This is a genomic window from Pseudomonas sp. TYF_14 (genome assembly GCF_043105275.1).
GTDB lineage: Bacteria > Pseudomonadota > Gammaproteobacteria > Pseudomonadales > Pseudomonadaceae > Aquipseudomonas > Aquipseudomonas alloputida.
The window spans coordinates 249,622-275,592 of the sequence record NZ_JBICLK010000032.1; the positions used below are offsets into that span (position 1 = coordinate 249,622).

The 25,971-nt window shown below is 62.9% G+C and carries 24 protein-coding genes, 1 tRNA gene and 1 pseudogene; 10 read left to right on the plus strand and 16 right to left on the minus strand.

The features are described from left to right. The first annotated feature begins 79 nt into the window (after window positions 1–79). Genes ACF8O8_RS10230 through ACF8O8_RS10250 form a run of 5 tightly spaced genes read left to right on the plus strand, consistent with a single transcriptional unit; the run spans window position 80 to window position 5,184 of the window. Window positions 80–1,261: an SfnB family sulfur acquisition oxidoreductase gene (locus ACF8O8_RS10230; protein ID WP_350298385.1), complete on the plus strand. Its 1,182-nt coding sequence runs from the start codon at window positions 80–82 to the stop codon at window positions 1,259–1,261. Further along, complete coding sequence (locus tag ACF8O8_RS10235; protein WP_392509626.1) at window positions 1,261–2,646, plus strand: LLM class flavin-dependent oxidoreductase; 1,386 nt, start codon at window positions 1,261–1,263, stop codon at window positions 2,644–2,646. The genes ACF8O8_RS10230 and ACF8O8_RS10235 overlap by 1 nt, the downstream gene beginning before the upstream one ends. Continuing rightward, the gene (locus tag ACF8O8_RS10240) at window positions 2,639–3,439 is read left to right on the plus strand and encodes a MetQ/NlpA family ABC transporter substrate-binding protein (RefSeq protein WP_392509627.1); all 801 of its coding nucleotides are present in this window, start codon (window positions 2,639–2,641) and stop codon (window positions 3,437–3,439) included. The genes ACF8O8_RS10235 and ACF8O8_RS10240 overlap by 8 nt, the downstream gene beginning before the upstream one ends. Window position 3,440: 1 nt before the next feature. Beyond that, window positions 3,441–4,550 carry a methionine ABC transporter ATP-binding protein gene (locus tag ACF8O8_RS10245; RefSeq protein WP_392509628.1) on the plus strand — a complete coding sequence of 370 codons (1,110 nt, stop codon included), beginning with the start codon at window positions 3,441–3,443 and terminating at the stop codon, window positions 4,548–4,550. Then, window positions 4,540–5,184: a methionine ABC transporter permease gene (locus ACF8O8_RS10250; RefSeq protein ID WP_010951601.1), complete on the plus strand. Its 645-nt coding sequence runs from the start codon at window positions 4,540–4,542 to the stop codon at window positions 5,182–5,184. The genes ACF8O8_RS10245 and ACF8O8_RS10250 overlap by 11 nt, the downstream gene beginning before the upstream one ends. A 27-nt stretch (window positions 5,185–5,211) precedes the next feature. Here ACF8O8_RS10250 and dibA read toward each other — a convergent pair whose 3' ends face one another. After that, entirely contained in the window at window positions 5,212–7,107 is a 1,896-nt protein-coding gene (dibA, locus tag ACF8O8_RS10255; RefSeq protein ID WP_392509629.1) for a phosphodiesterase DibA, read from the minus strand. 146 nt (window positions 7,108–7,253) lie between these two features. Here dibA and desA point away from each other — a divergent pair, with 146 nt between their 5' ends. Both desA and ACF8O8_RS10265 read left to right on the plus strand, forming a co-directional pair. Next, the gene (gene desA / locus ACF8O8_RS10260; protein WP_010951599.1) at window positions 7,254–8,438 is read left to right on the plus strand and encodes a delta-9 fatty acid desaturase DesA; all 1,185 of its coding nucleotides are present in this window, start codon (window positions 7,254–7,256) and stop codon (window positions 8,436–8,438) included. A gap of 99 nt (window positions 8,439–8,537) precedes the next feature. Next, window positions 8,538–9,566: a GGDEF domain-containing protein gene (locus tag ACF8O8_RS10265; RefSeq protein WP_392509630.1), complete on the plus strand. Its 1,029-nt coding sequence runs from the start codon at window positions 8,538–8,540 to the stop codon at window positions 9,564–9,566. 90 nt (window positions 9,567–9,656) lie between these two features. Here the strand turns inward: ACF8O8_RS10265 and ACF8O8_RS10270 are convergent, their stop codons facing one another. The 12 genes and pseudogenes from ACF8O8_RS10270 to ACF8O8_RS10325 form a co-directional block, all read right to left on the minus strand. After that, complete coding sequence (locus ACF8O8_RS10270; RefSeq protein WP_392509631.1) at window positions 9,657–10,916, minus strand: HDOD domain-containing protein; 1,260 nt, start codon at window positions 10,914–10,916, stop codon at window positions 9,657–9,659. 138 nt (window positions 10,917–11,054) lie between these two features. Next, on the minus strand, window positions 11,055–12,332 hold the full coding sequence (gabT, locus tag ACF8O8_RS10275) for a 4-aminobutyrate--2-oxoglutarate transaminase (protein WP_003255866.1): 1,278 nt from the start codon (window positions 12,330–12,332) through the stop codon (window positions 11,055–11,057). A gap of 182 nt (window positions 12,333–12,514) precedes the next feature. Next, complete coding sequence (gene gabD / locus ACF8O8_RS10280; RefSeq protein WP_010951596.1) at window positions 12,515–13,957, minus strand: NADP-dependent succinate-semialdehyde dehydrogenase; 1,443 nt, start codon at window positions 13,955–13,957, stop codon at window positions 12,515–12,517. Between the two features lie 297 nt (window positions 13,958–14,254). Then, window positions 14,255–14,435, minus strand: a pseudogene (locus tag ACF8O8_RS10285) (aryl-sulfate sulfotransferase); the annotation flags it as partial. 6 nt (window positions 14,436–14,441) lie between these two features. After that, on the minus strand, window positions 14,442–14,723 hold the full coding sequence (locus tag ACF8O8_RS10290) for a gamma-butyrobetaine hydroxylase-like domain-containing protein (RefSeq protein ID WP_010951595.1): 282 nt from the start codon (window positions 14,721–14,723) through the stop codon (window positions 14,442–14,444). Next, window positions 14,723–15,688, minus strand: a complete 966-nt coding sequence (locus ACF8O8_RS10295) for a HEAT repeat domain-containing protein (protein WP_060489670.1) — start codon at window positions 15,686–15,688, stop codon at window positions 14,723–14,725. The genes ACF8O8_RS10290 and ACF8O8_RS10295 overlap by 1 nt, the downstream gene beginning before the upstream one ends. After that, window positions 15,685–16,536, minus strand: a complete 852-nt coding sequence (locus ACF8O8_RS10300; protein WP_350298388.1) for an ABC transporter ATP-binding protein — start codon at window positions 16,534–16,536, stop codon at window positions 15,685–15,687. Before ACF8O8_RS10300 ends, ACF8O8_RS10295 begins: the two co-directional genes overlap by 4 nt. Continuing rightward, window positions 16,536–17,318 (minus strand): ABC transporter permease, encoded by a 783-nt coding sequence (locus ACF8O8_RS10305; protein ID WP_010951592.1) that lies wholly within the window; start codon window positions 17,316–17,318, stop codon window positions 16,536–16,538. The genes ACF8O8_RS10300 and ACF8O8_RS10305 overlap by 1 nt, the downstream gene beginning before the upstream one ends. A gap of 15 nt (window positions 17,319–17,333) precedes the next feature. Continuing rightward, a complete protein-coding gene (locus ACF8O8_RS10310) occupies window positions 17,334–18,740 on the minus strand; it encodes an ABC transporter substrate-binding protein (RefSeq protein ID WP_010951591.1) in 1,407 nt (468 codons plus the stop codon). A 119-nt stretch (window positions 18,741–18,859) separates the two neighbouring features. Then, a complete protein-coding gene (locus ACF8O8_RS10315; protein WP_010951590.1) occupies window positions 18,860–19,105 on the minus strand; it encodes a ferredoxin family protein in 246 nt (81 codons plus the stop codon). Between the two features lie 62 nt (window positions 19,106–19,167). Then, window positions 19,168–20,892 carry a fumarate reductase/succinate dehydrogenase flavoprotein subunit gene (locus ACF8O8_RS10320; RefSeq protein WP_392509632.1) on the minus strand — a complete coding sequence of 575 codons (1,725 nt, stop codon included), beginning with the start codon at window positions 20,890–20,892 and terminating at the stop codon, window positions 19,168–19,170. Beyond that, window positions 20,889–21,638 (minus strand): GntR family transcriptional regulator, encoded by a 750-nt coding sequence (locus ACF8O8_RS10325; RefSeq protein ID WP_010951588.1) that lies wholly within the window; start codon window positions 21,636–21,638, stop codon window positions 20,889–20,891. The genes ACF8O8_RS10320 and ACF8O8_RS10325 overlap by 4 nt, the downstream gene beginning before the upstream one ends. A 213-nt stretch (window positions 21,639–21,851) precedes the next feature. Here ACF8O8_RS10325 and ACF8O8_RS10330 point away from each other — a divergent pair. From ACF8O8_RS10330 to ACF8O8_RS10340, 3 genes are all read left to right on the plus strand, one after another. Further along, a tRNA-Arg gene (locus tag ACF8O8_RS10330) sits at window positions 21,852–21,928 on the plus strand. A 162-nt stretch (window positions 21,929–22,090) separates the two neighbouring features. Continuing rightward, window positions 22,091–23,821, plus strand: coding sequence for a dipeptidase (locus tag ACF8O8_RS10335; protein WP_392509633.1), 1,731 nt, complete (start codon window positions 22,091–22,093; stop codon window positions 23,819–23,821). 170 nt (window positions 23,822–23,991) lie between these two features. Continuing rightward, complete coding sequence (locus tag ACF8O8_RS10340) at window positions 23,992–24,429, plus strand: CBS domain-containing protein (protein ID WP_010951586.1); 438 nt, start codon at window positions 23,992–23,994, stop codon at window positions 24,427–24,429. Between the two features lie 6 nt (window positions 24,430–24,435). On the opposite strand, the gene ACF8O8_RS10345 is transcribed toward ACF8O8_RS10340, so the two are convergent. The 3 genes from ACF8O8_RS10345 to ACF8O8_RS10355 form a co-directional block, all read right to left on the minus strand. Continuing rightward, a complete protein-coding gene (locus tag ACF8O8_RS10345; protein ID WP_003255871.1) occupies window positions 24,436–25,074 on the minus strand; it encodes a hypothetical protein in 639 nt (212 codons plus the stop codon). A 69-nt stretch (window positions 25,075–25,143) separates the two neighbouring features. Then, complete coding sequence (locus ACF8O8_RS10350) at window positions 25,144–25,386, minus strand: DUF2789 domain-containing protein (RefSeq protein ID WP_020190423.1); 243 nt, start codon at window positions 25,384–25,386, stop codon at window positions 25,144–25,146. Between the two features lie 61 nt (window positions 25,387–25,447). After that, window positions 25,448–25,906, minus strand: a complete 459-nt coding sequence (locus tag ACF8O8_RS10355; protein WP_049588045.1) for an aminoacyl-tRNA deacylase — start codon at window positions 25,904–25,906, stop codon at window positions 25,448–25,450. Window positions 25,907–25,971 lie beyond the last annotated feature (65 nt).

Consider the following 25,971-nt stretch of genomic DNA (forward strand, 5'->3'; position numbering starts at 1 on the left):
TTTGCTGCCTTTGGGGCTGCTGCGCAGCCCTTCGCGGGCTTGCCCGCGAAGGGCCACAAAGCGGCCCCCGGAGAACTCCATGACAATCGCTATCATCACCAGCGACGCCCAAGCCCTGGCCGTCGCCGAAGACATCGCCCAGCAACTGCGCCGCGACAGCGCCCTGCGCGACCGCGAGCGCCGCCTGCCGCTCGCCGAACTCGAGCTGTTCACCCGCTCCGGCCTGTGGGCCATCAGCGTGCCCAAAGCCTTCGGCGGTGCCGGCGTGTCCAACGTCACCCTGGCCAAGGTCATCGCCCGTATCGCGCAGGCCGACGGTTCGCTCGGGCAGATTCCGCAGAATCATTTCTACAGTCTGGAAGTGCTGCGGGTAAACGGCAGCCCCGAACAGCAACAGCGCCTGTACGCCGAGGTGCTGGCCGGCCGCCGTTTCGGCAATGCCCTGGCTGAGCTGGGCACCAAGACCGCCCACGAGCGCACCACCCGCCTGAGCCGTGACGGCGACGGTTTCCGCATCAACGGGCGCAAGTTCTATTCCACAGGCGCCATCTATGCCCAGCGCATTCCAACCTCGGTCGTGGATGAACAAGGCATACAACAGTTGGCGTTCGTCCCGGCCGACAGCCAGGGGCTGCAGGTGATCGACGACTGGAGCGGCTTCGGCCAGCGCACCACCGGCAGCGGTTCGGTGGTGTTCGATAACGTGTACGTCAGCGCAGCGGACGTGGTGCCGTTCCAGAGCGCCTTCGAGCGCCCCACCCCGGTTGGCCCGCTGGCGCAGATCCTCCATGCCGCCATCGACACCGGCATTGCCCGCGCCGCCTATGAAGACGCCCTGCACTTCGTGCGCACCCGCAGCCGTCCGTGGGTCGACTCCGGCCTGGACAAGGCCACGGATGACCCGCTGACGCTGAAAAGTTTCGGCCATCTGGCGATCCGCTTGCACGCGGCCGAAGCCCTGCTGGAGCGCGCAGGCGAATACCTCGACCGCGCCCGTAACGACAGCACTGCCGACAACGTGGCCGCCGCCTCCATTGCCGTGGCCGAAGCACGCGCCATCAGCACCGAAATTTCCCTCACCGCCGGTACCACCCTGTTCGAACTGGGCGGCAGCCAGGCAACATTGGCCGAACACAACCTCGACCGCCACTGGCGCAACGCTCGCGTGCACACCCTGCATGATCCGGTGCGCTGGAAGTACCACGCCATCGGCAACTACTACCTCAACGATGCCAACCCGCCACGCCGGGGGACCATCTGATGGCCAAGCAGATTCTGCTCAATGCCTTCAACATGAACTGCATCGGGCACATCAACCACGGTCTGTGGACCCACCCACGGGACACTTCGACCCAGTACAAGACTCTGGACTACTGGACCAACCTGGCACGCCTGCTGGAGCGCGGCCTGTTCGACGGGCTTTTCATTGCCGACATCGTCGGCACCTACGACATCTACGGCCAGTCACTGGACGTCACCCTCAAGGAGTCGATCCAGCTGCCAGTCAACGACCCGCTGCTGCTGGTGTCCGCCATGGCTGCGGTCACCCGTCACCTGGGTTTTGGCCTTACCGCCAACCTCACCTACGAGGCGCCGTACCTGTTCGCCCGGCGCCTTTCCACACTCGACCACCTGAGCAATGGCCGGGTGGGCTGGAACATTGTCACCGGCTACCTCGACAGCGCTGCCCGGGCCATGGGCCTGGCGCAGCAACCGGAGCATGATCGCCGCTACGACCAGGCCGATGAATACCTGCAGGTGTTGTACAAGCTGCTGGAAGGCAGCTGGGCCGATGACGCAGTGGTCGCCGACCGCGAGCATCGCGTCTATGCCACGCCCGACAAGGTGCGCAAGGTTCAGCACCAGGGCGAGTTCTACAAGGTCGAAGGCTACCACCTGTGCGAGCCCTCACCGCAGCGCACCCCGGTGCTGTTCCAGGCCGGCAGCTCGCCGCGTGGCTTGGCCTTCGCCGGCAACCATGCCGAATGCGTGTTCATCAGTGGCCAGGACAAGGCAGCCACCCGCGCCCAGGTCGACAAGGTTCGCGCGGCCGCCCAGGCCTCCGGCCGCGACCCGCAGGCGGTCAAGGTGTTCATGGGCATCACGGTGATCGTTGCGGCCACCGAGCAACTGGCCCAGGCCAAACATGCCGAGTACCTGCGCCACGCCAGCGCCGAAGCGGGCGTCGCGCACTTCGCCGCGTCCACTGGCATCGACTTCGCCGCCTATGAATTGGACGAACCCATTGCCTTCAGCCAGGGCAACGCCATCCAGTCAGCCACGCGCCAGTTGCAAGACAACGCCTGGACTCGCCGGCGCCTGTTGCAACAGCACGCCCTGGGCGGCCGCTACGTAACCCTGGTCGGCGGGCCTGAACAGGTGGCCGAGCAGTTGATCGCGTGGATCGATGAAACCGGCCTGGACGGTTTCAACCTGACCCGCACCGTCACTCCGGAGAGCTTCGAGGACTTCATCGAGCTGGTCATCCCGCAACTTCAGCAGCGTGGCCGTTACAAGACGGCCTACACCGAAGGCACCCTGCGCGAAAAACTGTTCCAGGCCGACCACCCGCACTTACCCGCCGACCATCCTGGCTCGGCTTACCGCTTTACCCCTGCCCCGACTGGAGCCCTGCACCATGCTTGAGAAACTGTTCCGGCCCGTCGCGGCCATTGCCATCACCCTCGGCCTGTGCGCCGGTGCCCTTGCTGCCGAGCCGTTGAAGATCGGTACCACCTCGGCCTTTGCCATTCCGCTGGAAGCCGCGGTGGAAGAAGCCCACAAGCAAGGCCTGGAAGTGAAGCTGATCGAGTTCAGCGACTGGATTGCGCCCAATGTCAGCCTCAACAGCGGCGACATCGACGTGAACTACTTCCAGCACATCCCGTTCCTGGAAAACGCCAAGGCTGCTGCAGGCTTCAACCTTGTGCCTTACGCCCCGGGCATCATCAACAACGTTGGCCTGTACTCGAAAAAGTACAAAAGCTTTGCCGAGCTGCCTGAAGGCGCCAGCGTGGCCATCGCCAACGACCCGATCAACAGCGGCCGTGGCCTGCTGCTGCTGGCCAAGGCCGGGTTGATCACCCTGAAGCCCGGCGTGGGCTACAAGGCCACCGAGGCTGACATCCTCGCCAACCCTAAAAAGCTGAAGATCCTTCAGGTCGAGGCGGTGCAACTGGTACGCGCCTACGACGACGCCGACCTGGTGCAGGGTTACCCGGCCTACATCCGCCTGGCCAACACCTTCGATGCCACCTCGGCGTTGCTGTTCGATGGGCTGGAAAACAAGGAATACGTGATCCAGTTCGTCATTCGCCCGCCAAGCAAGGACGACCCACGCCAGGCCAAGTTCGTCGACATCTACCAGCATTCGCCAGTGGTGCGCGCTGCGTTGAACAAAGCTCACGGCAAGCTCTACCAAGCCGGCTGGGAAGGCTGACATGAGCCAGGCCAGCGCGCTCAGGGCGCCTACACCCCAAGTACTGCCGCCAATGGCCAGGGAACAGGCCCTGCGCCCCGAGGTCAATGAAGCCCACGTGCGCTTCATCGGCCTGGGCAAGACCTACCCGGGCCAGGTGCAACCGGCGTTGCAAGGCATCGACCTGAACATCCGCCATGGCGAGATCTTCGGCATCATCGGCCGCAGCGGCGCCGGTAAGTCATCACTGCTGCGCACCATCAACCGCCTGGAGCAACCCAGCCAGGGCCGCGTATTGATCGACCAGGTGGATATCGCGCCTTTCGATGAGGACCAGCTTGTGGCCCTGCGCCGGCGCATCGGCATGATCTTCCAGCACTTCAACCTGATGTCGGCCAAGACCGTGTGGCAGAACGTCGAGTTGCCGTTGAAAGTCGCCGGCGTGGCAAAAGCCGAACGCCAGCGCAAGGTGCGCGAGTTGCTGGAACTGGTCGGCCTGCAGGAAAAACATCACGTGTACCCGGCGCAACTGTCCGGCGGGCAGAAACAGCGCGTGGGCATTGCCCGGGCACTGGTGCACACCCCCGAGATCCTGCTGTGCGACGAGGCCACCTCGGCGTTGGACCCGGAAACCACCGCCTCGATCCTGGCGCTGCTGCGCGATATCAACCAGCGCCTGGGCCTGACCATCGTGCTGATCACCCACGAAATGGCGGTGATTCGCGACATCTGCCACCGGGTTGTGGTGCTGGAACGCGGCGCAGTGGTCGAGCAGGGCGAGGTCTGGCGGGTGTTTGGTTCACCTCGTCACGAGGTTACCCGCACCCTGCTCGCCCCTTTGCAGGCCAAGCTACCCGCCGCACTGCAAGCCAGCCTCCAGGCCCGCCCGGCGAGCGGCAATAGCGCCGTAGTGCTGAAACTGACGGTGCTTGGCGAGCCAGAGCTGTCTGCCCTCTTCAACGACCTGGGCGGGCGTGTGCGTCTGCTGCAGGGCGGCGTGGAAACCATCGGCGAACGTGCCTTGGGGCAACTCATCCTCTCGGTGCAACACTCGCCGCACGACACCCATCAATTGCTGGAACGTGCCCGCCGTTGGGCCGAGGACGTGGAGGTATTGGGCCATGTGGATTGATCGCCTGCTGGAAGGCTTGCTTGATACGCTGCTGATGGTTGGGGTTTCGTCACTGATCGCCCTGCTGGTGGGTGTACCCATGGCGGTGCTGCTGGTGACCAGCGACAAGGGCGGGATCTTCGAGGCGCGGCTGCTGAACCGGGTGCTGGGCGCCTTCGTCAACCTGTTCCGCTCGATTCCCTTTCTGATCCTGATGGTGGCGCTGATTCCATTCACCCGCCTGGTGGTGGGTACCACTTATGGTGTGTGGGCGGCCGTGGTGCCGCTGACCATTGCCGCCACACCGTTCTTTGCGCGGATTGCCGAGGTCAGCCTGCGTGAGGTCGACCATGGTCTGGTGGAAGCCGCACAGGCCATGGGCTGCCGGCGCTGGCACATCGTCTGGCATGTACTGTTGCCCGAGGCGCTGCCGGGGATCGTCGGGGGCTTCACCATTACCTTGGTGACCTTGATCAACTCGTCGGCGATGGCCGGGGCGATTGGTGCCGGCGGGCTGGGGGATATCGCCTATCGGTATGGCTACCAGCGTTTCGACAGCCAGATCATGCTGACCGTGATCGCCATGCTGGTAGCGTTAGTGGCGTTGATCCAGCTGGGCGGGGACCGCCTGGCGAAGGGCTTGAACAAGCGCTGAAATCCTGGGCTGCGTTGCAGCCCGCTCTCAATCCCAGCGAAGACCCTCAGCCGGTACTGGCCGCCCGAACCAGTACCCTTGACCCAACTGGCACTCCTCCTGCAGCAGGAAGCTGGCCTGTTCCGCCTGCTCGATGCCCTCGGCATGCACCTGCATCCCCATGCTACGGGCCAAGGCGATGATCACCCGCACAATGGCGATGTCGTCTTCATCCACTGGCAACCCAGCCACAAACCCTTGGTCGATTTTCAGCTTCTGCACCGGCAAACGCTTGAGCCGCAGCAGTGACGAATACCCGGTGCCAAAGTCGTCGATGGCCAGGGTCACCCCCAGTTCGCGCAAGCGGTGCAGTTGCTCCAGCGCCACCTCAGGGTCTTCCATCACCGCGCTTTCGGTCACTTCCAGCTCCAGCAAGGCCGGGGCGAGGCCGGTGTCGTGCAGCACTTCGGCTACCTGCCGATACAGCTCATGCTGGCCAAACAGGCGACTGGAGATGTTCACCCCCACAAATGCCAGCTGCCGGCCTTGAGCCTGCCACTGCACCATTTGCCGACAGGCCTGTTGCAGCACCCAGGTATCGATCTCGGCAATCAGGCCGGTGCGTTCGGCAATCGGGATGAACTCGCCCGGCGGTACCAGGCCGCGCCTGGGGTGCTGCCAGCGCACCAGCGTCTCGACCCCGACCTGTCGGCCTGATGCCAGGTCGTGTACCGGCTGGAAGTACACCCGCAGTTCATCCTGCTCCAGGGCCCGACGCAATTCAGCGGCGGTCTCGACCCGATGCTGGGCGTGGGCGGTCAGCTCTTCGGTGTACAGCGCATAGCAGGCCCGCCCGTTGCTTTTGGCCTTGTACAACGCCGAGTCGGCATTGCGCAGCAACTGCTCGGCACCCAAGGCATCGCTGGGGTAAAGGCTGATTCCGACGCTGGCGCTGATGAACAGACGATTGCCGTTGAACTGAAACGGCTCACGCATACGCTCGATGATGCACTGCGCCAGCTTGCCCGCCTGGCCGACCTGCTGGCAGTTCTCGACCAACACGCCGAATTCGTCGCCGCCCAGGCGCGCCAGGGTCACACCGTTACCCAACACCTCCCCCAGACGCTCGCCCACCAGCTTCAGCAATTGGTCGCCAATGGTATGGCCCAGGCCGTCGTTTATGCTCTGGAAGTGATCCAGGTCCAGCAGCAACAAGGCGCAACCGCGCTTGTTGGCCTGCGCCGCCGCCAATGCCTGCTCCACCCGGTCGGTAAACAGCAGGCGGTTGGGCAGGCCAGTCAGCGGGTCGTGGTGGGCCAGGTAGGCAAGCTCCTGCTCCGAATGCTTGATGGCGCTGATGTCACTGAACACCGCCACGTAATGGCTGAGCTCACCCTCGTCATCACGAATGGCGCAAATGGTCTGCCACTGCGGGTAGATCTCGCCGCTTTTGCGCCGATTCCAGATTTCACCGCTCCACTCGCCCTTCTCGGCCAGGGTGGCGAAAACCTCCTGGTAGAAGGCCAGGCCATGGTGGCCCGACTTGAACTTGCTCGGGCGCTGGCCGATAACCTCATCCTGCTGGTAGCCGGTGATGCGCATGAAGGCACGATTGACGTGCACGATCAGGCCTTGGCGGTCGGTCACCAGCACACCTTCGAGGGTACTGTCGAACACTGCGGCAGCCATGCGCAGCCGTTCACGGTCTTCACAACGCAAACGCGCGCCATGGCCGATGAAATTGAGCAGGCGCACGCGCGACACATAGATCAGCAAGGCACTGAGCAGCACCCAGACCACCACGTTGATCTGCCGCCCCACGGTCAGTGCCAAGGGATCGTCAGTCATGCTGTGCAGCATCACCTCCGCCAGCGCAAGCCAGAGGATCGAGAGCACCACATACAGCGCAGCCATGCGCAAGGCGTCGCGAACGGAAACAGACATGTCGGGTGGGAAAGGCCATCAAAAAGGAGTGGGCATTATAAAGGCTGAAACATGTCGTGACCTCCTATCTCAACGGTTGACTGGTTTTATTTCCCCGCCAAGGGATAATCAGCCCTTCCCCCTGCATTTCGAGGGTATTTGCACCTATGTGGTATAACGGCCTGCTCGACCTGTCGGCCTGGCAACTGGTCGGCATCACTCTGTTGATGACCCACGTGACCATTGTCAGCGTCACGGTCTACCTGCATCGCTACTCCGCGCACCGGGCCTTGGAGCTCAACGGCGCGCTCAAGCACTTCTTCCGCTTCTGGCTGTGGCTGACCACGGCGCAGAACACCCGCGAGTGGACCGCCGTCCACCGCAAGCACCACGCCAAGTGCGAAACCCCCGACGACCCGCACAGCCCGGTGTACAAGGGCCTGGGCACAGTGCTGCGCAAAGGTGCCGAGCTGTACCGTGAAGAGGCGCGCAACCCCGAAACCCTGCGCATCTATGGCAAGAATTGCCCGGATGACTGGATCGAGCGCAACCTGTACTCGCGTTACAAACTGGGCGGTATCGCACTGATGGCGGTAATCGACCTGCTGCTGTTTGGCACCATAGGCATCACCATATGGGCGGTGCAGATGATGTGGATTCCGTTCTGGGCCGCTGGGGTGGTCAACGGCCTGGGCCATGCCCTGGGCTATCGCAACTTCGAATGCCGCGACGCCGCCACCAACCTGGTGCCCTGGGGCATCGTCATCGGCGGTGAAGAACTGCACAACAACCACCACACCTACCCCAACTCGGCCAAGCTCTCGGTCAAACGCTGGGAGTTCGACATGGGCTGGGCGTGGATCCGCTTGTTCTGCCTGCTGCGTCTGGCCAAGGTGCAGCGCGTGGCGCCCATCGCCCACCGGGTGGCCGGCAAGGCCAGCCTGGACATGGACACCGCCATGGCCATCCTCAACAACCGCTTCCAGATCATGGCCCAGTACCGCAAGCTGGTGATCGGCCCGCTGGTGAAACAGGAACTGGCCCGTGTCGACGCCTCGGTGCGTCACCGCTTCCGCCGTGCCAAACGGCTGCTCTCGCGCGAAACCAGCCTGCTGGAAGACCGCCACCACGTGCGCATCGAGTCCATGCTCGCACACAGCCAGGCACTGAAAACCATCTACGAAAAGCGCCTGGCCCTGCAGCAGATCTGGGCGCGCACCAGTGCCAACGGCCACGACATGCTGGCAGCCATGAAAGACTGGGTACACGAGGCCGAAACCAGCGGCATCCAGGCACTGCGCGACTTCGCAGCACAACTCAAGACTTACTCGCTGCGCCCGACCGGCGCCTGACCGCCGTTGATCGGCACGCCCCGCAATGGGGCGTGCCGTTCGGAACTTCGTCCCCGCCTCTCCACTCGAATCCGGAATATCGCCTGCGTGGCGGGCCGGATGTTGGCCGCACGCTTTCACGTTGAGACCTGCTCCGTGCACATGGCCAAGAACATTCCAACGATTTTCCCCGGCACCCCTCCTCCCGAAGCTGCCCAGACTTTACTGGCGTTGCTCCACGCCCAAGGTGAGGTTGCCCGCCTGAGTGAGCGTGATCAGCTGTTCAGCTCGTTGCTCGACAGCGTCAACGCAGTGCTTTGGGCCTTCGACTGGGAAACCCGTCAGGTGCTGTACGTGAGCCCAGCCTACGAGCGCATCTTCGGCCGCCCGGTCAGCCTGGTGCTGGCTGACTACAACGAATGGCGTGACAGCATCTACCCCGACGACCTCGAGTTCGCCGAACGTAGCCTGGCCCAGGTACTGCTCAAGGGCGCGGTGGAAGACCGCGAGTACCGCATCCTCAATGCCGACGGGCAACTGCGCTGGCTGAGCGACAAGTGCTACATCAACCAGCAGCACGATGGCGACCGGGTAATCATTGTCGGTATCGCCGAAGACATCACCGAGAAGAAGCAGCTTGAAGGCGAACTGCAGCGCCTGGCCACCACCGACGTGCTGACCCAGAGCAGTAACCGCAGGCACTTTTTCGAATGTGCTCAGCAAGCCTTCGACAGTGCACGCGAGGACGGTACACCGCTGGCTTTCCTGCTGCTGGATATCGACGACTTCAAACGCATCAATGACAGCTATGGCCACCAGGAAGGCGACCAGGTGCTGCAACACATCGCCGACAGCGGCAAGGCCGTGCTACGCCGGGGCGACCTGTTCGGACGAATTGGCGGCGAAGAATTTGCGGCGGTGTTTCCCGGCTGTACCGCCCAAATCGCGGAGCAGATTGCCGAGCGCTTGCAACGGCAGATACAGCACTTGAGCTTCAGCCATGGCCAGCAGACGTACGGGGTGACGGTGAGCCAGGGGTTGACCGGGCTGACCGATGAGGATGTGGCGCTGGACAGCCTGTATGCGCGGGCCGATGCGGCAATGTACCAGGCCAAGCGGCAGGGCAAGAACCAGATAGTCCGCGGCTGATCAGGCGGCACGGGCACTGGCTTTGGCCGGTATTCGAGGGCCTGTGGGAGCGGGCAAGCCCGCGAAGGACCGCAATGCGGCCCCCGAATCTCAGTTGGAAACCTCGGCCCCAGCCACCGGCGGTTCTTCCTGCGGCTTTACTTCCGGATTCTCCACCTTGCGCAACCGCCTCAGCTCCGGCAGGCCAAGCTTGAGCAGCCGCGCCGTCTTGCCGCTGGCCACCTTCTCCAGCCCCTGCTCAGCCGGCAACCGCGACAACTGCCCAGCCAGGTTCATGGCCAGGATCTCCCGCGAGTAAACGCCACCGCCCAACTGGTAGATCGCAGCGATCAACTCGCGCAGTGCCAACGGCAAACGCCAGCGAGTACGCAGCGCCGAGCCGAACGCCGCACCAAACTCTTCCAGCGATTGCTGCACATTGCGCTCGTCCAGATCCCCCCCGGCCAAACGCCACTCTTGCAGGCAGCGCAACACCGCCAGGTCGCCCAGGCAATGCAGCAAGCCTGCGCAATAACATCGTCCCTCGTCCAGTTCGAGCATGCGCGCCAAGGTGCGGCCATATTCGGCAGTGTGCAGTGACAGGTCCCAGTAACGGGCTGCGTGCTCTGCCAACAGTGGGTCACTGAGGCGTGCGCTGCGCTTGAGGGTCATGCCCAGGATCAGGTTCATGCTTTGGGTACTGCCAAGCTTGTTCAGGGCCTGCAGCAACGTCTGCACCGGGGCTTCACGGTGCAATGCCGCACTATTGGCGGCAGCGATCAGCACCGCCGTAACTTGCGGATCGTTACGCACTTCCTCTTCGAGCACCCTGAGGTTCAGGCCCTGGGGGTTCAGCGCTCGATTGATCGCAACCTGCACATCGGCCAGCAGCGGCCCACCATCGGCGGTAGCGCGACGCTGCTCAAGGTAGGCTGACAGGGTGGCCCCCGCCTGCAACGCCGGTACCGGGCAGGCGATCTCCTCGCCAACGGCCAGCAGCAACTCTTGCAGGCGCTTGCGCAGGTTATCCAGGTTCAGCGGCTTGCTCAGGTACGCCGTGGGGTGCAGGGGCAGCGCTTCGCGCACACTGGCGCTGTCATTGCGGTTACTCATGAGAATGAACGGCACCCCTGGCCCTTTGGCGCGCACCTTGCGCAGCAGGTCGAGGCCGTCGACACCGGCCAGCTCACGGGCGGCGATGATCAGGTCAGGCTTGCTGGACAAGGCACTGAGCGCCTGCGAGCCGTCCGCGCATACCTGCAGGCGGGCGTCACAGCGCACGCTGAGCAGCATCTCGCTGAGCATGTCCCGTACCCAAGGATCGCCTTCGACAATCAGTACGCTTGGTGGGGTGGGGGCTGCAGCGCTCATCGCCAACTACTCCTGAATAACCTGACACACAGTCCGTCGCAGCTTCCAAAGCCAGTCCTCCGATAACCATAGCGCCACACGGCTTATCTGGGCATAAAAAAAACCCGCCTAGGCGGGTTTTTTCTGAAGCGCGTCACATCAGGCGATTTCAGCGAAGCACTCTTCGATGATGGCCAGGCCTTTGTCCAGCAGCGCGTCTTCGGCGGTCAGCGGAACCAGGATACGCAGGACGTTGCCGTAGGTGCCGCAAGACAGCAGGATCAGACCCTTTTCACGAGCCTTGGCGACAACCTGGCCAACAGCAGCAGCGTTCGGGGTGTGAGTGCCCTTCTCGAAGACTTCGACGGCAATCATCGAGCCCAGACCACGGACGTCGCCGATGATCGGGTACTTCTTCTGGATTTCGCGCAGGCCGGCGGTCAGGCGCTCACCCACAGCCTTGCTGCGGTCCAGCAGTTTTTCTTCTTCGAACACTTCGATCACGGCCAGGGCCGCGGCGCAAGCGATCGGCGAACCGGCGTAGGTACCGCCCAGGCCGCCAGGCGCGATGGCGTCCATGTATTCGGCCTTGCCGCACACACCGGCCAGCGGGAAGCCGCCAGCGATGGATTTGGCGAAGGTGGTCAGGTCAGGCGCAACGCCCATCTGTTCCATGGCGAAGAAGGTGCCGGTACGGCCAGCGCCAGTTTGTACTTCGTCGGCGATCAGCAGGATGCCGTGCTGGTCGCACAGGGCGCGCAGGCGCTTCATCAGCTCTTTCGGCGCTGGCAGGAAGCCGCCTTCGCCTTGTACTGGCTCGAGGATGATTGCGGCGATGTCGCGCGGCTCGGCGTCGTTCTTGAAGATGCGCTCGACCGAGGCGATGGCGTCGTCAACGCTGATACCGTGCAGTTCGCTCGGGAACAGGGCGCGGAAGATGCCGCCTGGCATCAGGCCCATGCCAGCGGAGTACGGCACGACCTTGCCGGTCAGGCCCAGGGTCATCATGGTACGGCCGTGATAACCGCCGGTGAAGGCGATGACGCCAGCGCGGCCAGTGGCAGCACGGGCGATCTTGACGGCGTTTTCAACGGCTTCGGAGCCGGTGGTGACCAGCAGGGTCTTCTTGTCGAAGTCGCCTGGGACCAGCTTGTTGATCTTTTCGCACAGCTCTACATAGGGCTCGTAAGCCAGCACCTGGAAGCAGGTGTGGCTGACCTTGGTCAGCTGCTCTTGCACGGCTGCAACTACTTTCGGGTGCAGGTGGCCGGTGTTCAGTACTGCGATGCCGCCGGCGAAGTCGATCAGTTCGCGGCCTTCAACGTCGATCACGGTCGAGTTCTTCGCGGTGTCGACGAAGATCGGGTGGATCTGGCCGACGCCACGTGGGACGGCAGCTACACGACGTTGCATCAAGGATTCGTTGGTTTTGCTCATAATGCCCTCATTGCGCCGACAGGAATGGCGCTTTTATTCGGGGGCGGCTGGGAGTGCTCGCGAACAGTATTCGTTGATCGACTGTCGTGAACGCCCTGGCCACCAGGTACTGCAATGTAAAAAAGGCCAGCGAGACGTCGCTCTCGCGCCCCGCTGGCAGAGGTAAAGCCTTTACCGTGCTATCAGACGCTGATGCACAGGTATTTGATTTCGAGGTAGTCCTCGATACCGTACTTGGAACCTTCGCGGCCCAGGCCCGAAGCCTTGATACCACCGAACGGCGCCACTTCGTTGGAGATCAGGCCGGTGTTGATACCCACCATGCCGTATTCCAGGGCTTCGGCGACACGGAACACACGGCTCATGTCACGGGCGTAGAAGTACGAGGCCAGGCCGAACTCGGTGTCGTTGGACATGGCGATGACTTCGGCTTCGTCTTTGAAGCGGAACAGCGGCGCCAGTGGGCCGAACGTCTCTTCCTTGGCGACAGCAGCGGTCTTCGGTACGTCAACCAGGATGGTCGGCTCGAAGAAGTTGCCTTCGATCAGCTTGCCACCGGACAGCACTTTGGCGCCTTTGCTGACGGCGTCCTCGATGTGTTCCTGGACCTTGGCGACAGCCTTGCCATCGATCAGCGGGCCAGTGGTGGTGCCTTCTTCCAGGCCGTTACCGATCTTCAGCTTGGCAACTGCAGCGGCCAGCTTCTCGGCGAACGCGTCGTAGACGCCGTCCTGCACGTAGATACGGTTGGCGCAGACGCAGGTCTGGCCGTTGTTACGGTACTTGGAGATGATCGCGCCCTCGACCGCCTTGTCCAGGTCGGCGTCGTCGAACACGATGAACGGGGCGTTGCCACCCAGCTCCAGGGAAACCTTCTTGATGTCCTTGGCGCATTCTTCCATCAGCTGGCGACCGATTTCGGTCGAGCCGGTGAAGGACAGCTTGCGTACCAGGGAGTTGCCGGTCAGTTCGCCGCCAACTTCGCCGGCGCTGCCGGTAACCACACTCAGCACGCCAGCCGGGATGCCGGCACGGTGGGCCAGCTCGACCAGGGCCAGAGCGGAGTATGGGGTTTGCGAAGCCGGCTTGAGGACCATGGTGCAGCCAGCGGCCAGGGCCGGGCCGGCTTTACGGGTGATCATGGCGGCCGGGAAGTTCCACGGAGTGATGGCCGCGGTAACGCCGATTGGCTGCTTGATGACAATCAGGCGCTTGTCTGGCTGGTGGCCCGGGATGGTGTCACCGTAGATGCGCTTGGCTTCTTCGGCGAACCACTCGATGAACGAGGCAGCGTAGGCGATTTCGCCCTTGGCTTCGGCCAGCGGCTTGCCCTGTTCGGTGGTCATCAGGCGAGCCAGGTCGTCCTGGTTCTCGATCATCAGTTCGAACCAGCGACGCAGCTTGGCCGAGCGCTCTTTCGCAGTCAGGGCACGCCAGGCCGGCAGGGCCTTGTCGGCGGCTTCGATGGCGCGGCGGGTTTCCGCGGTACCCATCTTCGGCACGGTACCGATGACTTCGCCGGTGGCCGGGTTGGTCACCTTGATGGTCTGGCCGTTGTCCGCATCCAGCCACTCACCATTGATATAGGCTTGCTGGCGGAACAACTGAGCGTCTTTGAGCTGCATGTCGGCTTCCCGAATTGTTGATTGTTGAAAAGCGCCCAAGGCAGGGCATCGAGCGTTTGAAATCTCAAACGAATGCTAAGCGGCTGCTGGGGTGTTGGACAATAGGCTGTTCGAAAAAAAGAACAAAAGGTTGAACACCCTGGCGGAAATTTCACTTTTTTGTGTTGTGGGAGCTGGCTTGCCAGCGATAGGGCCAGTACAGGTTAGACGAATGAACTGAAAGAAATGTGAAGGGGGGACCGACGGCCCTCCCGGAGGGGATGAATCAGAACGCCTTGGCGAGGTCGATCAGCTCAGCACGCCCTGATGCCGTGCTGAAACGATGATGCTGTTGTCATCGGCATCGTAATCGGTGGCACGTTGCCCAGTTGCGCCCTGTACCCACACTCGGGGTGTCGCCAAAGAGCAGGTTACCCTCGGCCAGTTCGTTGGCTAGGCGGTCGTCCTGCTTCTGCACCCCTTCCGGCAACTGAAGGGATCAGCTTCACTTGCTGACCAGGTCACGCAAGTAAGCCCAAGGGTAGATCCCGCGCTCATGCCCATCGCTGAACACCAGTTGTACGCCATACCCTTGCGACTCGATTTGCACCACGCGCACATCGTCGCGCACCAGGCTGATCCCTCCGGACAGGCGCGCCGCACGGCATTGTGAGCAAGGGCAAGCCCCCCGCAAACGGGTATGGCTGAGGCTGTGCTCGCCGTCTTCCCATTGCAGCAGCAGTTGCCCTGGCCCGCGCAAGTTGCGAATGGCTTGCGGGGCGTTCATCAGGCAGCCCCGCGCAGTTGCGCCAAGGCAATCCGCACAGCCTTGCGCACCTCGGGGTCGCTGTCGGCCTCGGCGGCCTGCAGCACCGACAAAGCACGCGCCTGGCCCAGCTCGCCCAGCGCCAGCGCCGCCTCCTTGCGCAGGTTGGCGATGCCATGGCCAAGCAAGCCGCCAAGCGCGTCCAGTGCAGCGGCATAGCGCAGCCGACCCAGTGAGCGCGCTGCCCGCAGGCGTACCTGCCAGAAGTCATCGGCAAGGGCATCCACCAGCGCCGGGCCTGCTTGGTCCTGACCAACTTTGCCTAATGTGGTGGCGGCTTCCTCGCGCACTTGCCAAGCCTGGTCAGTCAGTGCCGCCACCAACGCAGGCAACACCGAGCTGTCCCGGGCAAGGCCCAATGCGCCGATGGCCGCGCGGCGCACCTCTGTGTCTGGCTCGGTCTCGGCGAGCGCTGCCAGCGCCAGCAACGCCGGCTGGTGCTTGAGCCAGCCAAGAATGCCCACTGCCTCACGCCGTACGGCGGCGGCGTCATCGGCCAGCGCCAGCAGCGCAGGGTCGGCAGCATCCTCCAGGCGCAGCTCGCGCAAGGCACGTAGGGCACTGGCGCGGACGAAGGCATCGGCGTGCTTGACCCATGGCAGGATCAGCTGGCCGGCTTCAAGGCTTTTAAGTTCGCTGAGGCTCTGTGCAGCGGCCAGGCGTACAGGCTCGGCGGCATCGGCCAGCGCAGCGCACAGGGCTTGCACAACTTCGGGTTCTTCCCAGGCCTCAAGCAGGCGCGCGGCCTCGGCACGCACCTCGGCGGCGGCGTCCGCCAGCAGGGCATCGGTGAGCCAAGGCAAGCCATCCGGGTCTTCCAGGTCGGCCAGCTCGATCAGGGCGATGCGGCGCACGCCAGCGTCGCTGGCATCAAGGCGAGGTAACAGGGCAAGAATGTCGGGGTTGTCGGTCGTTCGGTCAGTCATAGCGCGATCCGTAGCGGTGGGTGGTCAGAGTCCGGCAGGCCCAGCGGAGTCAGACGCGGCAGTTCGCGGCCTTCCTCGTGGCGCAGCAACGCCAGGCAGTGACGCTTAAGGTGAGTGAATTCAGGGCTGGTCAGCAGGCTGGCGCGGCGTGGGCGCGCAAAGTCCAGGCGCAGGTCTTCGATGAAGCGACCGGGGCGCGGGCTCATCACCAGGATGCGGTCGGCGAGGAACAGCGCTTCGTCGATATCGTGGGTGACGAACAGCACGGTGGTGCGGATACTGGCCCAGATATCGAGCAACAGCTCCTGCATACGGGCGCGGGTTTGCGCATCCAGCGCGCCGAAAGGTTCGTCCATCAGCAAGAGCCGTGGGCGGTTGATCAGCACCCTGGCAATTTCGGCCCGCTGCTGCATACCGCCGGACAGCTGGTTGGGCCAGCGCCCTGCAAAGTCGGCCAGCCCCACCAGTTGCAGCATTTCGCGAGCCTGCCGGTGACGTTCGGTGCGCTCCAGGCCCTGCATCTTCAGGCCGAAGGCCACGTTGTCGAGCACGCTACGCCAGGGCAGCAAGGTGTGGTGCTGGAACACCATGCCACGCTGCGGTGACGGCCCGTCAACGGGCTGGCCGTCCACGTTCAGCTGGCCGCTGCTGGGCACCAGGTGGCCGGCCAGGGCGCCGAGCAACGTCGACTTGCCACAACCGGAGGGGCCGAGGATGCAGACGAACTCGCCCGGCTCCACGGCAAAGTCCAGCCGCTGCACCGCCTCGAACGCTTCGCTGCCGTGCCCCAGGCGAATCGACAGGCCGCGACCATCGATACGCCCCGGCGCCTGTTGATAACGGTTCATCAACTGGCCCTCCGCGTGCGGTACCACGGCGTGGCCAGCGCCCCCAGGCGCTTGACCAGGGCGCTGCTGCCCATGCCCAGCACGCCGATCAGCAGCATGCCGACGACGATGTCCGGGTAGTTTTGCAAGGTGTAGGACTCCCAGGTGTAGTAGCCGATGCCGAACTGCCCGGAAATCATCTCGGCAGTGACCAGGCAGAACCAGGACGTACCCATGCCGATGGCAAGGCCCGTGACGATGCTCGGCAACGCTCCAGGCAATACCACCTCGCGCAGGATCGCCCAGCGCCCGGCACCGAGGCTGCGCGCCGATGCCACCAAGCGCGGGTCGACGGCCTCGACGCCATGCACGGTGTTGAGCAGGATGGGGAACAACGCGCCGGTGAAGGTGATGAACACCATCGACAGTTCCGACGACGGGAACATCAGGATCGCCAGCGGGATCCACGCCACAGCCGGAATCGGCCGCAGCACTTCCAGCGGCGGCAGCAGGGTATCTTCAGCCCATTTCGAGCGGCCGATCAGCAACCCCAGGGCCACGCCAACCAGTGCCGCAGTGGCATAACCGGCAAATACCCGCGCCAGGCTGCTGCCCAGGTGCGCCAGCAGGGTGCTGGAGGTCAGCAACTGCCAGGCAGCGTCCAGCACCGCCTTGGGTGTGGGGACATAGGTGAACGTCAGCAGACCAAGGTCCATTTTCACGTTTGCCGCCACTTGCCAGAACAGCAGGCAGGCCAGCAGCGACGCCAGGCGCACCGGCCAGCGCTTGAGGTTGCGGGTCATGTCGGTGCCTCCCGGTCAGCGCTGGGCGACCAGCTTCTGGTTGGCGCTGACGAAGTCCAGCGCCTCGCCACCATGGGCCTTGGCATACTGCTCGGCCTGGTCCTTGAGCAGGAATGCCGCCAGTTCGCCTTTACCGTTGCGCACGAACCAGGCCTGGTTGGCGAGCAATTTGATGCCACTGTCGGCGGCCTGGGCGTAGATGGCGCGGATGTCCTTGCCCTCCTGCTCCAGCTGGGCCAAGGCACCAAGGGCGGCCTCCGGCGAAGTGTAGTGGCGGACCTTGTCTTCACCGCGCACCCAGATCTGCGCCAGGCGGCTGAAGTCGGTGATCGGTTGGCCGGTCAGCGCGTCATCGGCCTTGAGTGGCAGTACGTCGTAGTCTTTCAGCGCCTTGTCGTAGTCAAGGCCTGCCTCTTTGAAGGCGGCACGGATGTACTGGTCGTCGATGAACTTGCCGGTGTCCAGGCCACGGTCGGTCTTTTTCAGCAGCTTGAGCGTATCGATGGATGTAGCCACTGCCTGGCGGTATTCAGGCTTCCAGGTCAGGTCGCGGGTCTGCAGGCCAAGCGGGCCGTGGAACAGGTAATTGACCTCGGCTTCGATACCCGTGACCTTCTCGATCAACTCGCTGTACTTCTCAGGCTGCGCAGCGATCAGGCGGTCGGCTTCAAGGCTGGCGCGCAGGTAGGCGGTGACCACTTCCGGGTACTTCTTCGCGTAGTCGGCATCGACCAAGGCACCATGGAAGGTCGGTGCGTTGGCCTGGGCGCCATCGTAGATCTTGCGGGCGAAGCCACGGTTGGGGAATAACTCGGCGAACGGCACGAAGTCGGCGTGGGCTTCGATGCGGTTGCTGCGCAGGGCGGAGCCGGCGATTTCCGGCGCCTGGGCGATGATCCGCACATCCTTCTGCGGGTCCCAGCCCTGCGCGGCGACGGCGCGCAACAGCATGCCGTGGGCAGTGGAGGCGAACGGCACGGAAATGGTCTTGCCCTTGAGCTCCGCCAGCGACTGCACGCTGGAGGCGGCGGGCACGACGATGCCGTTGCCGCTGCCATGCACGCTGCCCGACAGCACACTGATGAACAGGCTGCGCTTGCCGGCATCCAGATGGGCAACGCCGTTGAATGACCCTGGGAAGTCGGCCATGGCGCCGAAGTCGAGCTTGCCGGCGACCATTTCGTTGGTCAGCGGCGCACCGCTGGTGAAGTTCTTCCACTCGACCTGGTAGGTGGCGTCCTTGTACTTGCCGTCGTGCGGCAGGTACTTGTCCAGCAGGCCCAGCTCACGGATCAGCAGGCCACCGGTGGCGCAGTTGATGGTGGTGTCCTGGGTGCCGATGGCGATGCGTATGGTTTCGGCGCTGGCGTTCAGGCCAGTGAGCGCCAGCGCGAGGCCGGCCACGGTTGCAACAAGGCGCATGGGTGTTTCCCCTCGAATCGTTATAAGAGTTGGCTTCGTCTCCGCCGCCCGGCTTGGGTGGTGGGAAACGAGGGGCACAGCAGGAGGGCGTCCGGTGGTTCGCCGGATGGCGGGACGAATCAGCGCAGCAGGTACGGAATGTCGACCTTCACCGCACCGGTGGGGCAGTCCTTCTCGCATGGCATGCAGTACCAGCATTCGTCGAAAGCCATGTAGGCCTTTTGCGTAGCCGGGTTGATCGCCAGCAGGTCCATGGGGCAGACCTCGACGCACACGGTGCAGCCTTTTTCGGCGATGCATTTGTCTACGTCGATGGTGACCGGGGCGCTGCTGCGGAAGAAGATTTCTTGCGGCTGGTAGGCCATTTCACGGAGTCCTTGGGGCCGGTGGCCCTCGTTCTGTTTTTTGCAGAGGCTGATGGCCCCATTCACGCTGCATCAGCCTTCACTCGCAGCCGGTCATAGGCGGTCTGCTCATCGGCGTCCAGGGCGATCAGGTAGGGTTCGACAGCCTTCTTGAAGCTGGTCATTTCACCGTTCTCGCCTTTTTTCAGGTGGCAATGGCAGAACCACTCGCCATCGTTGCGCTCAGGGAAGTCCACCCGGTGGTGGTACAGGCCCCAGCGGCTTTCCTCGCGGAACAGCGAGGACCGCGCCGCCATCTCGGCGCAATCGCGAATCACCGACACTTCCATCGCACGCATCAGCTCATGAGGGTTGTTGGCCTTCATCTGCTCCAGATCACGCTCGATCTCGGCAAAGCGCGCCAGGCCGATTTCCATCTTCTTGGTCACCTTCGGCGGCTGCAGGTAGTCGTTGACCATGCGCCTGAGCTTGTACTCGACCTGGGCTGGCGGCAGGCCATGCTCACGCTGCAGCGGGGCAAACACCCGCGCCCGTTCGCGTTCGACCTGCTCGGCATCGACCTCGGCGAGTTCGCGCCCGGCCACGTAATGGGCGGCGTTCACTCCGGCAAACCAGCCATAGGTAAAGGCGCCGAGCATGTAGTTGTGCGGCACCGCAGCCATGTCGCCTGCGGCATACAGCCCTTTGACGCTGGTCTCGGCCTTTTCATTGACCCACACGCCCGACGCCGAATGACCGGAGCAGAAACCGATCTCGGAGATATGCATCTCGACCATGTGTTGGCGGTAGTCGGTGCCACGCCCGGCGTGAAACTGACCACGACTGGGGCGCTCGTTGCTGTGCAGGATCTCTTCGATGTTCTGGATGGTCTCTTCGGCCAAGTGGTCCAGTTTGAGGAACACCGGGCCATTGCCGCCTTCGAGCTCCTGGTGGAACTCCCACATCATCTGGCCGCTCCAGTAGTCGCACTCGATGAAGCGCTCGCCTTTGCTGTTGGCGGTGTACCCACCCAGCGGGCCGGTGACGTAGGCACAGGCCGGGCCGTTGTAGTCCTTGATCAGCGGGTTGATCTGGAAGCACTCGAGGTTGGCCAGCTCGGCGCCTGCGTGGTAGGCCATGGCGTAGCCATCACCGGCGTTCGTCGGGTTCTCGTAGGTGCCCATCAAATAGCCCGAAGACGGCAGGCCCAGGCGCCCGGCGGCGCCGCAGGCAAGGATCACCGCCTTGGCCCGCGCCACCCGAAACTCGCCGCTGCGGCAGTCAAAGCCCAGCACACCCGCGGCGGCGCCTTCGCCATCGAGCAGCACACGGGTGCAGACCAGACGGTTGCTGATCTCCACCCGGGCACGCTTGAGCTGGCGGTACAACACCTTCTTGATGTCGTGGCCTTCGGGCATGGGCAGCACGTACGCGCCCATGTGGTGAACCTTCTTCACCGCGTAGTCGCCGGTCTCGTCCTTCTCGAACTTCACGCCCCAGCGGTCGAGTTGCTCGATGGTTTCAAAGCTGTGGGTTGCGTAGGCATGCACGGTGGCCTGGTTGACGATGCCGTCATTGGCCACGGTGATTTCCTTGGTGTACTGCTCGGGGGTGGCGTGGCCGGGGATGATGGAGTTGTTCAAGCCGTCCATGCCCATACTAATGGCACCGCTGCGCTTGACATTGGCCTTGTCCAGCAGCAGCACGCGCAGGCTTTTGTCCTGCTCCTTGGCCTTGATCGCCGCCATCGGCCCGGCCGTACCGCCACCGATGATGATGATGTCGTAGTCCTGGGTCTGGATGCTCATGCCTTGCCCCCTTTCTGACGATCAATGCGCAGGCGGTACTGGAAGGCATCGCCGCGGTAGTAAAGGTGTTCGAAGTCCAGCGGCGTGCCGTCGGCAGCATGGGTCAGGCGCTCGATGCGCATGATCGGCGAGCCTTCTTCAACATCCAGGGCCTGGGTCAGGTCGCTGTCGGCCAATACCGCATCGATGGCCAGGTCGGCGTGGCCAAGAGCGATGCCGCAGTCGTTTTCCAACAGCAGGAAGATGTCGCGGGTGACCAGATCGGCCTTCTCCAGTTTTTCGCCGACGGCCTTGGGCAGCCACGTCAGTTCCAGCGACACCGGCTCGCGGTTGATCAGGCGCACCCGGCGGATCTCGGTGACCAAGCTACCCTCCTCGACCTGCAGCCGGGCGGCAACCAATGCGTTGGCCGGCACATGGCGAAAGCTGCGCAGGCGGTTGATCACTTCGTAACCCATCTGCGTCATCGACTCGCCCAAGCCCTGCAAGGTACTGACGTTCTGGAACGCCTTGGGCTTGGCAACGAACGTGCCTTTGCCGTGGATCTTGAAGATCAGCCCTTCCTTTTGCAGGTCGCCCAGCGCCTGGCGCACGGTGATGCGGCTGACGTCGAAGGCCTTGCCCAGTTCGCTTTCCGAGGGCATGCGGCTATGTGATGGATAAGTACCGTCGAGGATGCGCTCGCGTAGCAGTTCCTTGAGCTGGGTATAGAGCGGTACCGGGGACAGGGGGAGCAGTTCGGCCATGGGGTCTCTTCGCTGATCGATGACTCGTTATAACAAGTTGTGACCAGAGGATAGACGGCATAAGAAGGGTGGGGGAAATATTGATATCGCATATGGATAGATAAATTTGCGCGGCCGGTGGCCCGCAAAAGCCGCCTGTGCAAAAAGAGGAAAAAGGCCACAGATCAAGGCGATGGACGTCAACGACACAGATGGGTATCATGCGTGCGCGTTGCACTCGTAGCTCAGCTGGATAGAGTACTGCCCTCCGAAGGCAGGGGTCGTGGGTTCGAATCCCGCCGAGTGCGCCATATCAATAAAGCCCTGGGCCAGAGCCCGGGGCTTTTTCGTTTGTGCGACATGTCACCTTTCTGGTACTCCCGTACCACGGGTCATTGGTGTTAGCGTGGGCGTCTTCCCGTTTCCCGAACGGGTAACCCATAACAATGATTGGCGAAGGAATGCGCACAACCATGCAGTTGAAAAAACTCACCGCCACCACCCTGTTGCTGGCCAGCATCGGCCTGTTCACCCAGCCTGCCCAGGCCAACCTCTCCCAGCAGCAGTCCGCAGCTATCGTCAAAGCCTTCGACGGCAGCGACCCAAGCGACTTCAGGCAATTCCTCCGCAAGCTCAAAGACAGCGACCAGGGCAAGGCCGACAACCTTGAGGCAACCGTCGACGCCTACCTGGCCGACAAGCCATTGGCCGCCGGGCAACAAGACGAGATCAACCGCCTGCTCGGCCTGTATACCCGCATCAAGTATGGCAAAGCCGCAACCGAAACCCTGCGTGAACTGGTAGCCATCCCCACCTTCAATGTCGAGGGTACGCCGCAGTACGAAAACCCTGAATTCCTCAAGATCGCCGACAAGATCAAGGCCTTGGCCGACCGCTTCGGCCTGGCCTTCCGCAACATCGACAACCGGGTGTACGAGATCTCGCTGGGCAGCGGGAAGGAAGTGATCGGCATCCATGCCCACGCTGACGTCGTGCCGGTCAACCCGGACAACTGGAAGCTGGCCGACGGTACGCGCCTGGACCCGTTCAAGGTCACCCTGGTGGGTGACCGCATGTACGGCCGCGGCACCGAGGACGACAAGAACGGCATCGTGGTGGCGATGTACGCGCTGAAAGTGGCCAAGGACGAAAACCTGCCGCTCGCCCGGCAGTTCAAGCTGCTGATCGACACCACCGAAGAAACCAGCGGTGATGCCATCCCCTACTACTTTGAGCGCAACCCTACGCCCGATTACAACCTGGCCCTCGACGGCGGCTACCCGGTAGTGATTGCCGAGAAAGGCTACGGCACGGTCATGGCCAGCTTCACCAAGCGCCCGGCCAGCGGCAAGGGTGCCGAGATCGTCAACCTGACCGGTGGCCTGGCCACCAACCAGATCCCGACAACTTCGGTTGCGACCCTGATTTCTGACAACCCGGCACAGCTGGTCAAGCACCTGCAGCAAGCCGGTGCCAGATATGTGAAGCAGCATGGAAGCGACTTCAGCATCGACGCCAAGGCCGACGGCAAGCAAGTCTTGCTCACCGTGACCGGTGTTTCCGCACACTCTTCGGAGCCGGAATCCGGTATCAACCCGGTGGCGCGTATGCTCGACTTCATCAATGGCCTCGGCCAGCAGGTGTCGCTCAAGCACAATCACTTTACCGACGCGGCCCGCTACGCCGCCGAAAACTGGGGCCTGGACTACCTGGGCAACAAGCTCGGCGTGGCCTTCAAGGACCCGTTCATGGGCCCGCTGACCACCTCGCTGACTTTTGTCGGGGTGGATGACAAAGGCTTGAAACTGGCGGTGAATCTGCGCATTCCCAAGGGGAAGCCGATCGCCACGATCAAGGACGAACTGGCCGACAAACTGGGCAAATGGACCCGGCAAAGCAACACCTCGGTGGCCTTCGACTTCAGCCTGGACGAGCCGATGTACCGCAACCCTGAAGGCGAATGGGTCAAGGCCCTGCTCGCCGTGGCCACCGAGAACCTGGGTATGAAGCATGAGTTCGGTACCTCGGCCGGCGCGACTTCGGTGCACGATCTTCCCAACGGTGTGCAATTTGGCCTGGCCATGCCGGAGGTGAAGTACACCGGGCACAACGACAACGAGTTCAAGACCGTGGAGCAGTTCATGCTGGACTTGCAGGTGGTGAGCGAAATGGTGGCGCGGATCGGGCAGATGCCGAAGCTTTGATGCGCAGTACCGGCCTCTTCGCGGTTTTAGCCGCGAAAAGGCCGCTACAAGCGAACAGCCATGACGTTTTTCAATCGCCTCCATGCCGTTTCCTGCATTGCCGTGCAGAGCGCCGTACCGGATGCTTTAGTTACTCCGAGACAGTGCTTTTTTCCCCCGCAGAGGCCCGTATGAAGACCGTCGAACAAATCCTCAAGACCAAGTCCCAGCACCAGACCGTGTACACCATCGGCCCGGATGACTCGGTGCTCGACGCCCTGAAGCTGCTGGCGGAGAAAAACATCGGTGCGCTGCCCGTGGTCGAGGGTGGCCAGGTGGTGGGTATCGTCAGTGAACGGGACTATGCGCGCAAGCTGGTCCTCAAGGGCCGCTCTTCTGCCGCCACGCCGGTACGCGAAATCATGAGCGCACCGGTGGTCACCGTGGAGCCCAAGCAAAAGCTCGATTTCTGCATGAACCTGATGACCGACCGGCACCTGCGTCACCTGCCGGTGGTCGACAACGGCAGATTGCTCGGCCTGCTGTCGATCGGCGACCTGGTCAAGGAAACCATTGACGAACAGGCCAGCCTGATCAAGCAAATGGAGCAGTACATCCGCGGCGAATGAAGCGCCTCAATGGTAGGCGCGCTCCAGCTCGTCCAGCTGATGGTCGAAGCTACGCAAGCGCGCCGACCAGGTGTACACCAGCACTTCCAGGTCACGGTTGAGCACTGCCGTATTGCCGTGGCCGCTGTGCGTGGGCTCGCCGAGGTCCAGCTGGTAGCGTTCGCGGGCCATCGCCTGGGCCACGCTGGACAGGTCGCGAGCGTTGGCCAGCCAGTGGTGATGGCGGTCATGGATTTCGCGGTCGAGCACCCGGCACTGGCGCTTCAGCGCATCCAGGCTCTGCTCCAGCGGAGTGCCCCTGAGCTCGCCCATGACCTCTTCGAAGGTGCGCCCCGAATGCCAATAGCTGCCCCAGAAATAACGGTCGAAAACCGTCTCGACGCGGCGTAGCGCAACCTTGGTATTCCAGATGGTCAGCAACGTTCGCCCCTGCACCACTTCGCGCTTGTTCAGGCGCAGCTGCTGCCAGGCGATCCATGTCAGCGCCACCAGTGCAACCGCTACAGTGACTGCGGCAGCGGCGTACAGGAAATGCACGGCCTGGTTCATCTGTTGCGTCTGTCTGATGCCATAGAAGTAACTGGCCGTCAGGGTGCCCAGGATCGTCACGGAACACCAGAAACCTGGTGCGTAGGGATCTTTCATCGCGCTATCCCCTTATTGTTTTCCTGAGCATAGCAACGGCCGATCACTCGTCAGGTGCCGCTCGGCGCTTTATTTTCGGGGGCGGCGCAACGCTTCGTTGAGTTGATCGAAGGGCACGGCCCAATCGGAATCTTCAATGATGCTGTCCTTGAGAAATGCCCGCTGAGAGTCGTTCCAGAACGGCGCATCCACCAGCTTGATTTCGTTCTTCAGCGGGGAATGGCTGGTGATGAACTGATCGATACTCGTGGGATCGTCGGGTAAGCCCAGCTGCTTGAACAGTTCGGCAAAGGGATGGATCGGCGCTTCCATGGTTCCTCCTGAGCGCCAGGCAAGCCGTCCACGACGCCCGCCTGGCATTGGTTTGAAAACATCAGCACAGCTCGCGCACTTCGGCGTGCGGCACCAGTTTCATGTACTGCTCCATGCTCATGTGAATCAGGTGATCGTGGTCACCCGCCTCCAGGTAGACATCGCCTTGGCGGGTAAGACTCGGGTCGAGCAGCATTTTTATCTGGTAAGCATCGCCAAGGGCCGGCACAGCACCGCGTTCGCAGTCATTGAACAGGCTCGGCAGACCGCTTTCACGGGTCAGATGCCAGGCCCCGGACATGCGCACCTTGTCCATGTCCAGATGCCGGTTGGCCGGTAGCACGGCCATGATGTAGTTGCCGTGACGGTCATCGACCATCACCGCCTTGGCGACCCGTTCGGCGGGCACGCCGGCCATACGGGCCGACTCCAGGCTGGTGGCCGAATGTGGGTGGGGAATGATGTCGTAGTCGCAGTTGGCCTTGTCCAGGCTGGCCTGCAGGGTCTTTGCCATACGCATGATGCACCTCCGGTTTCGCCCCCCAATTTTCAATTTTAGGCCGGGTACGGGTGGTCGGGGCTAAA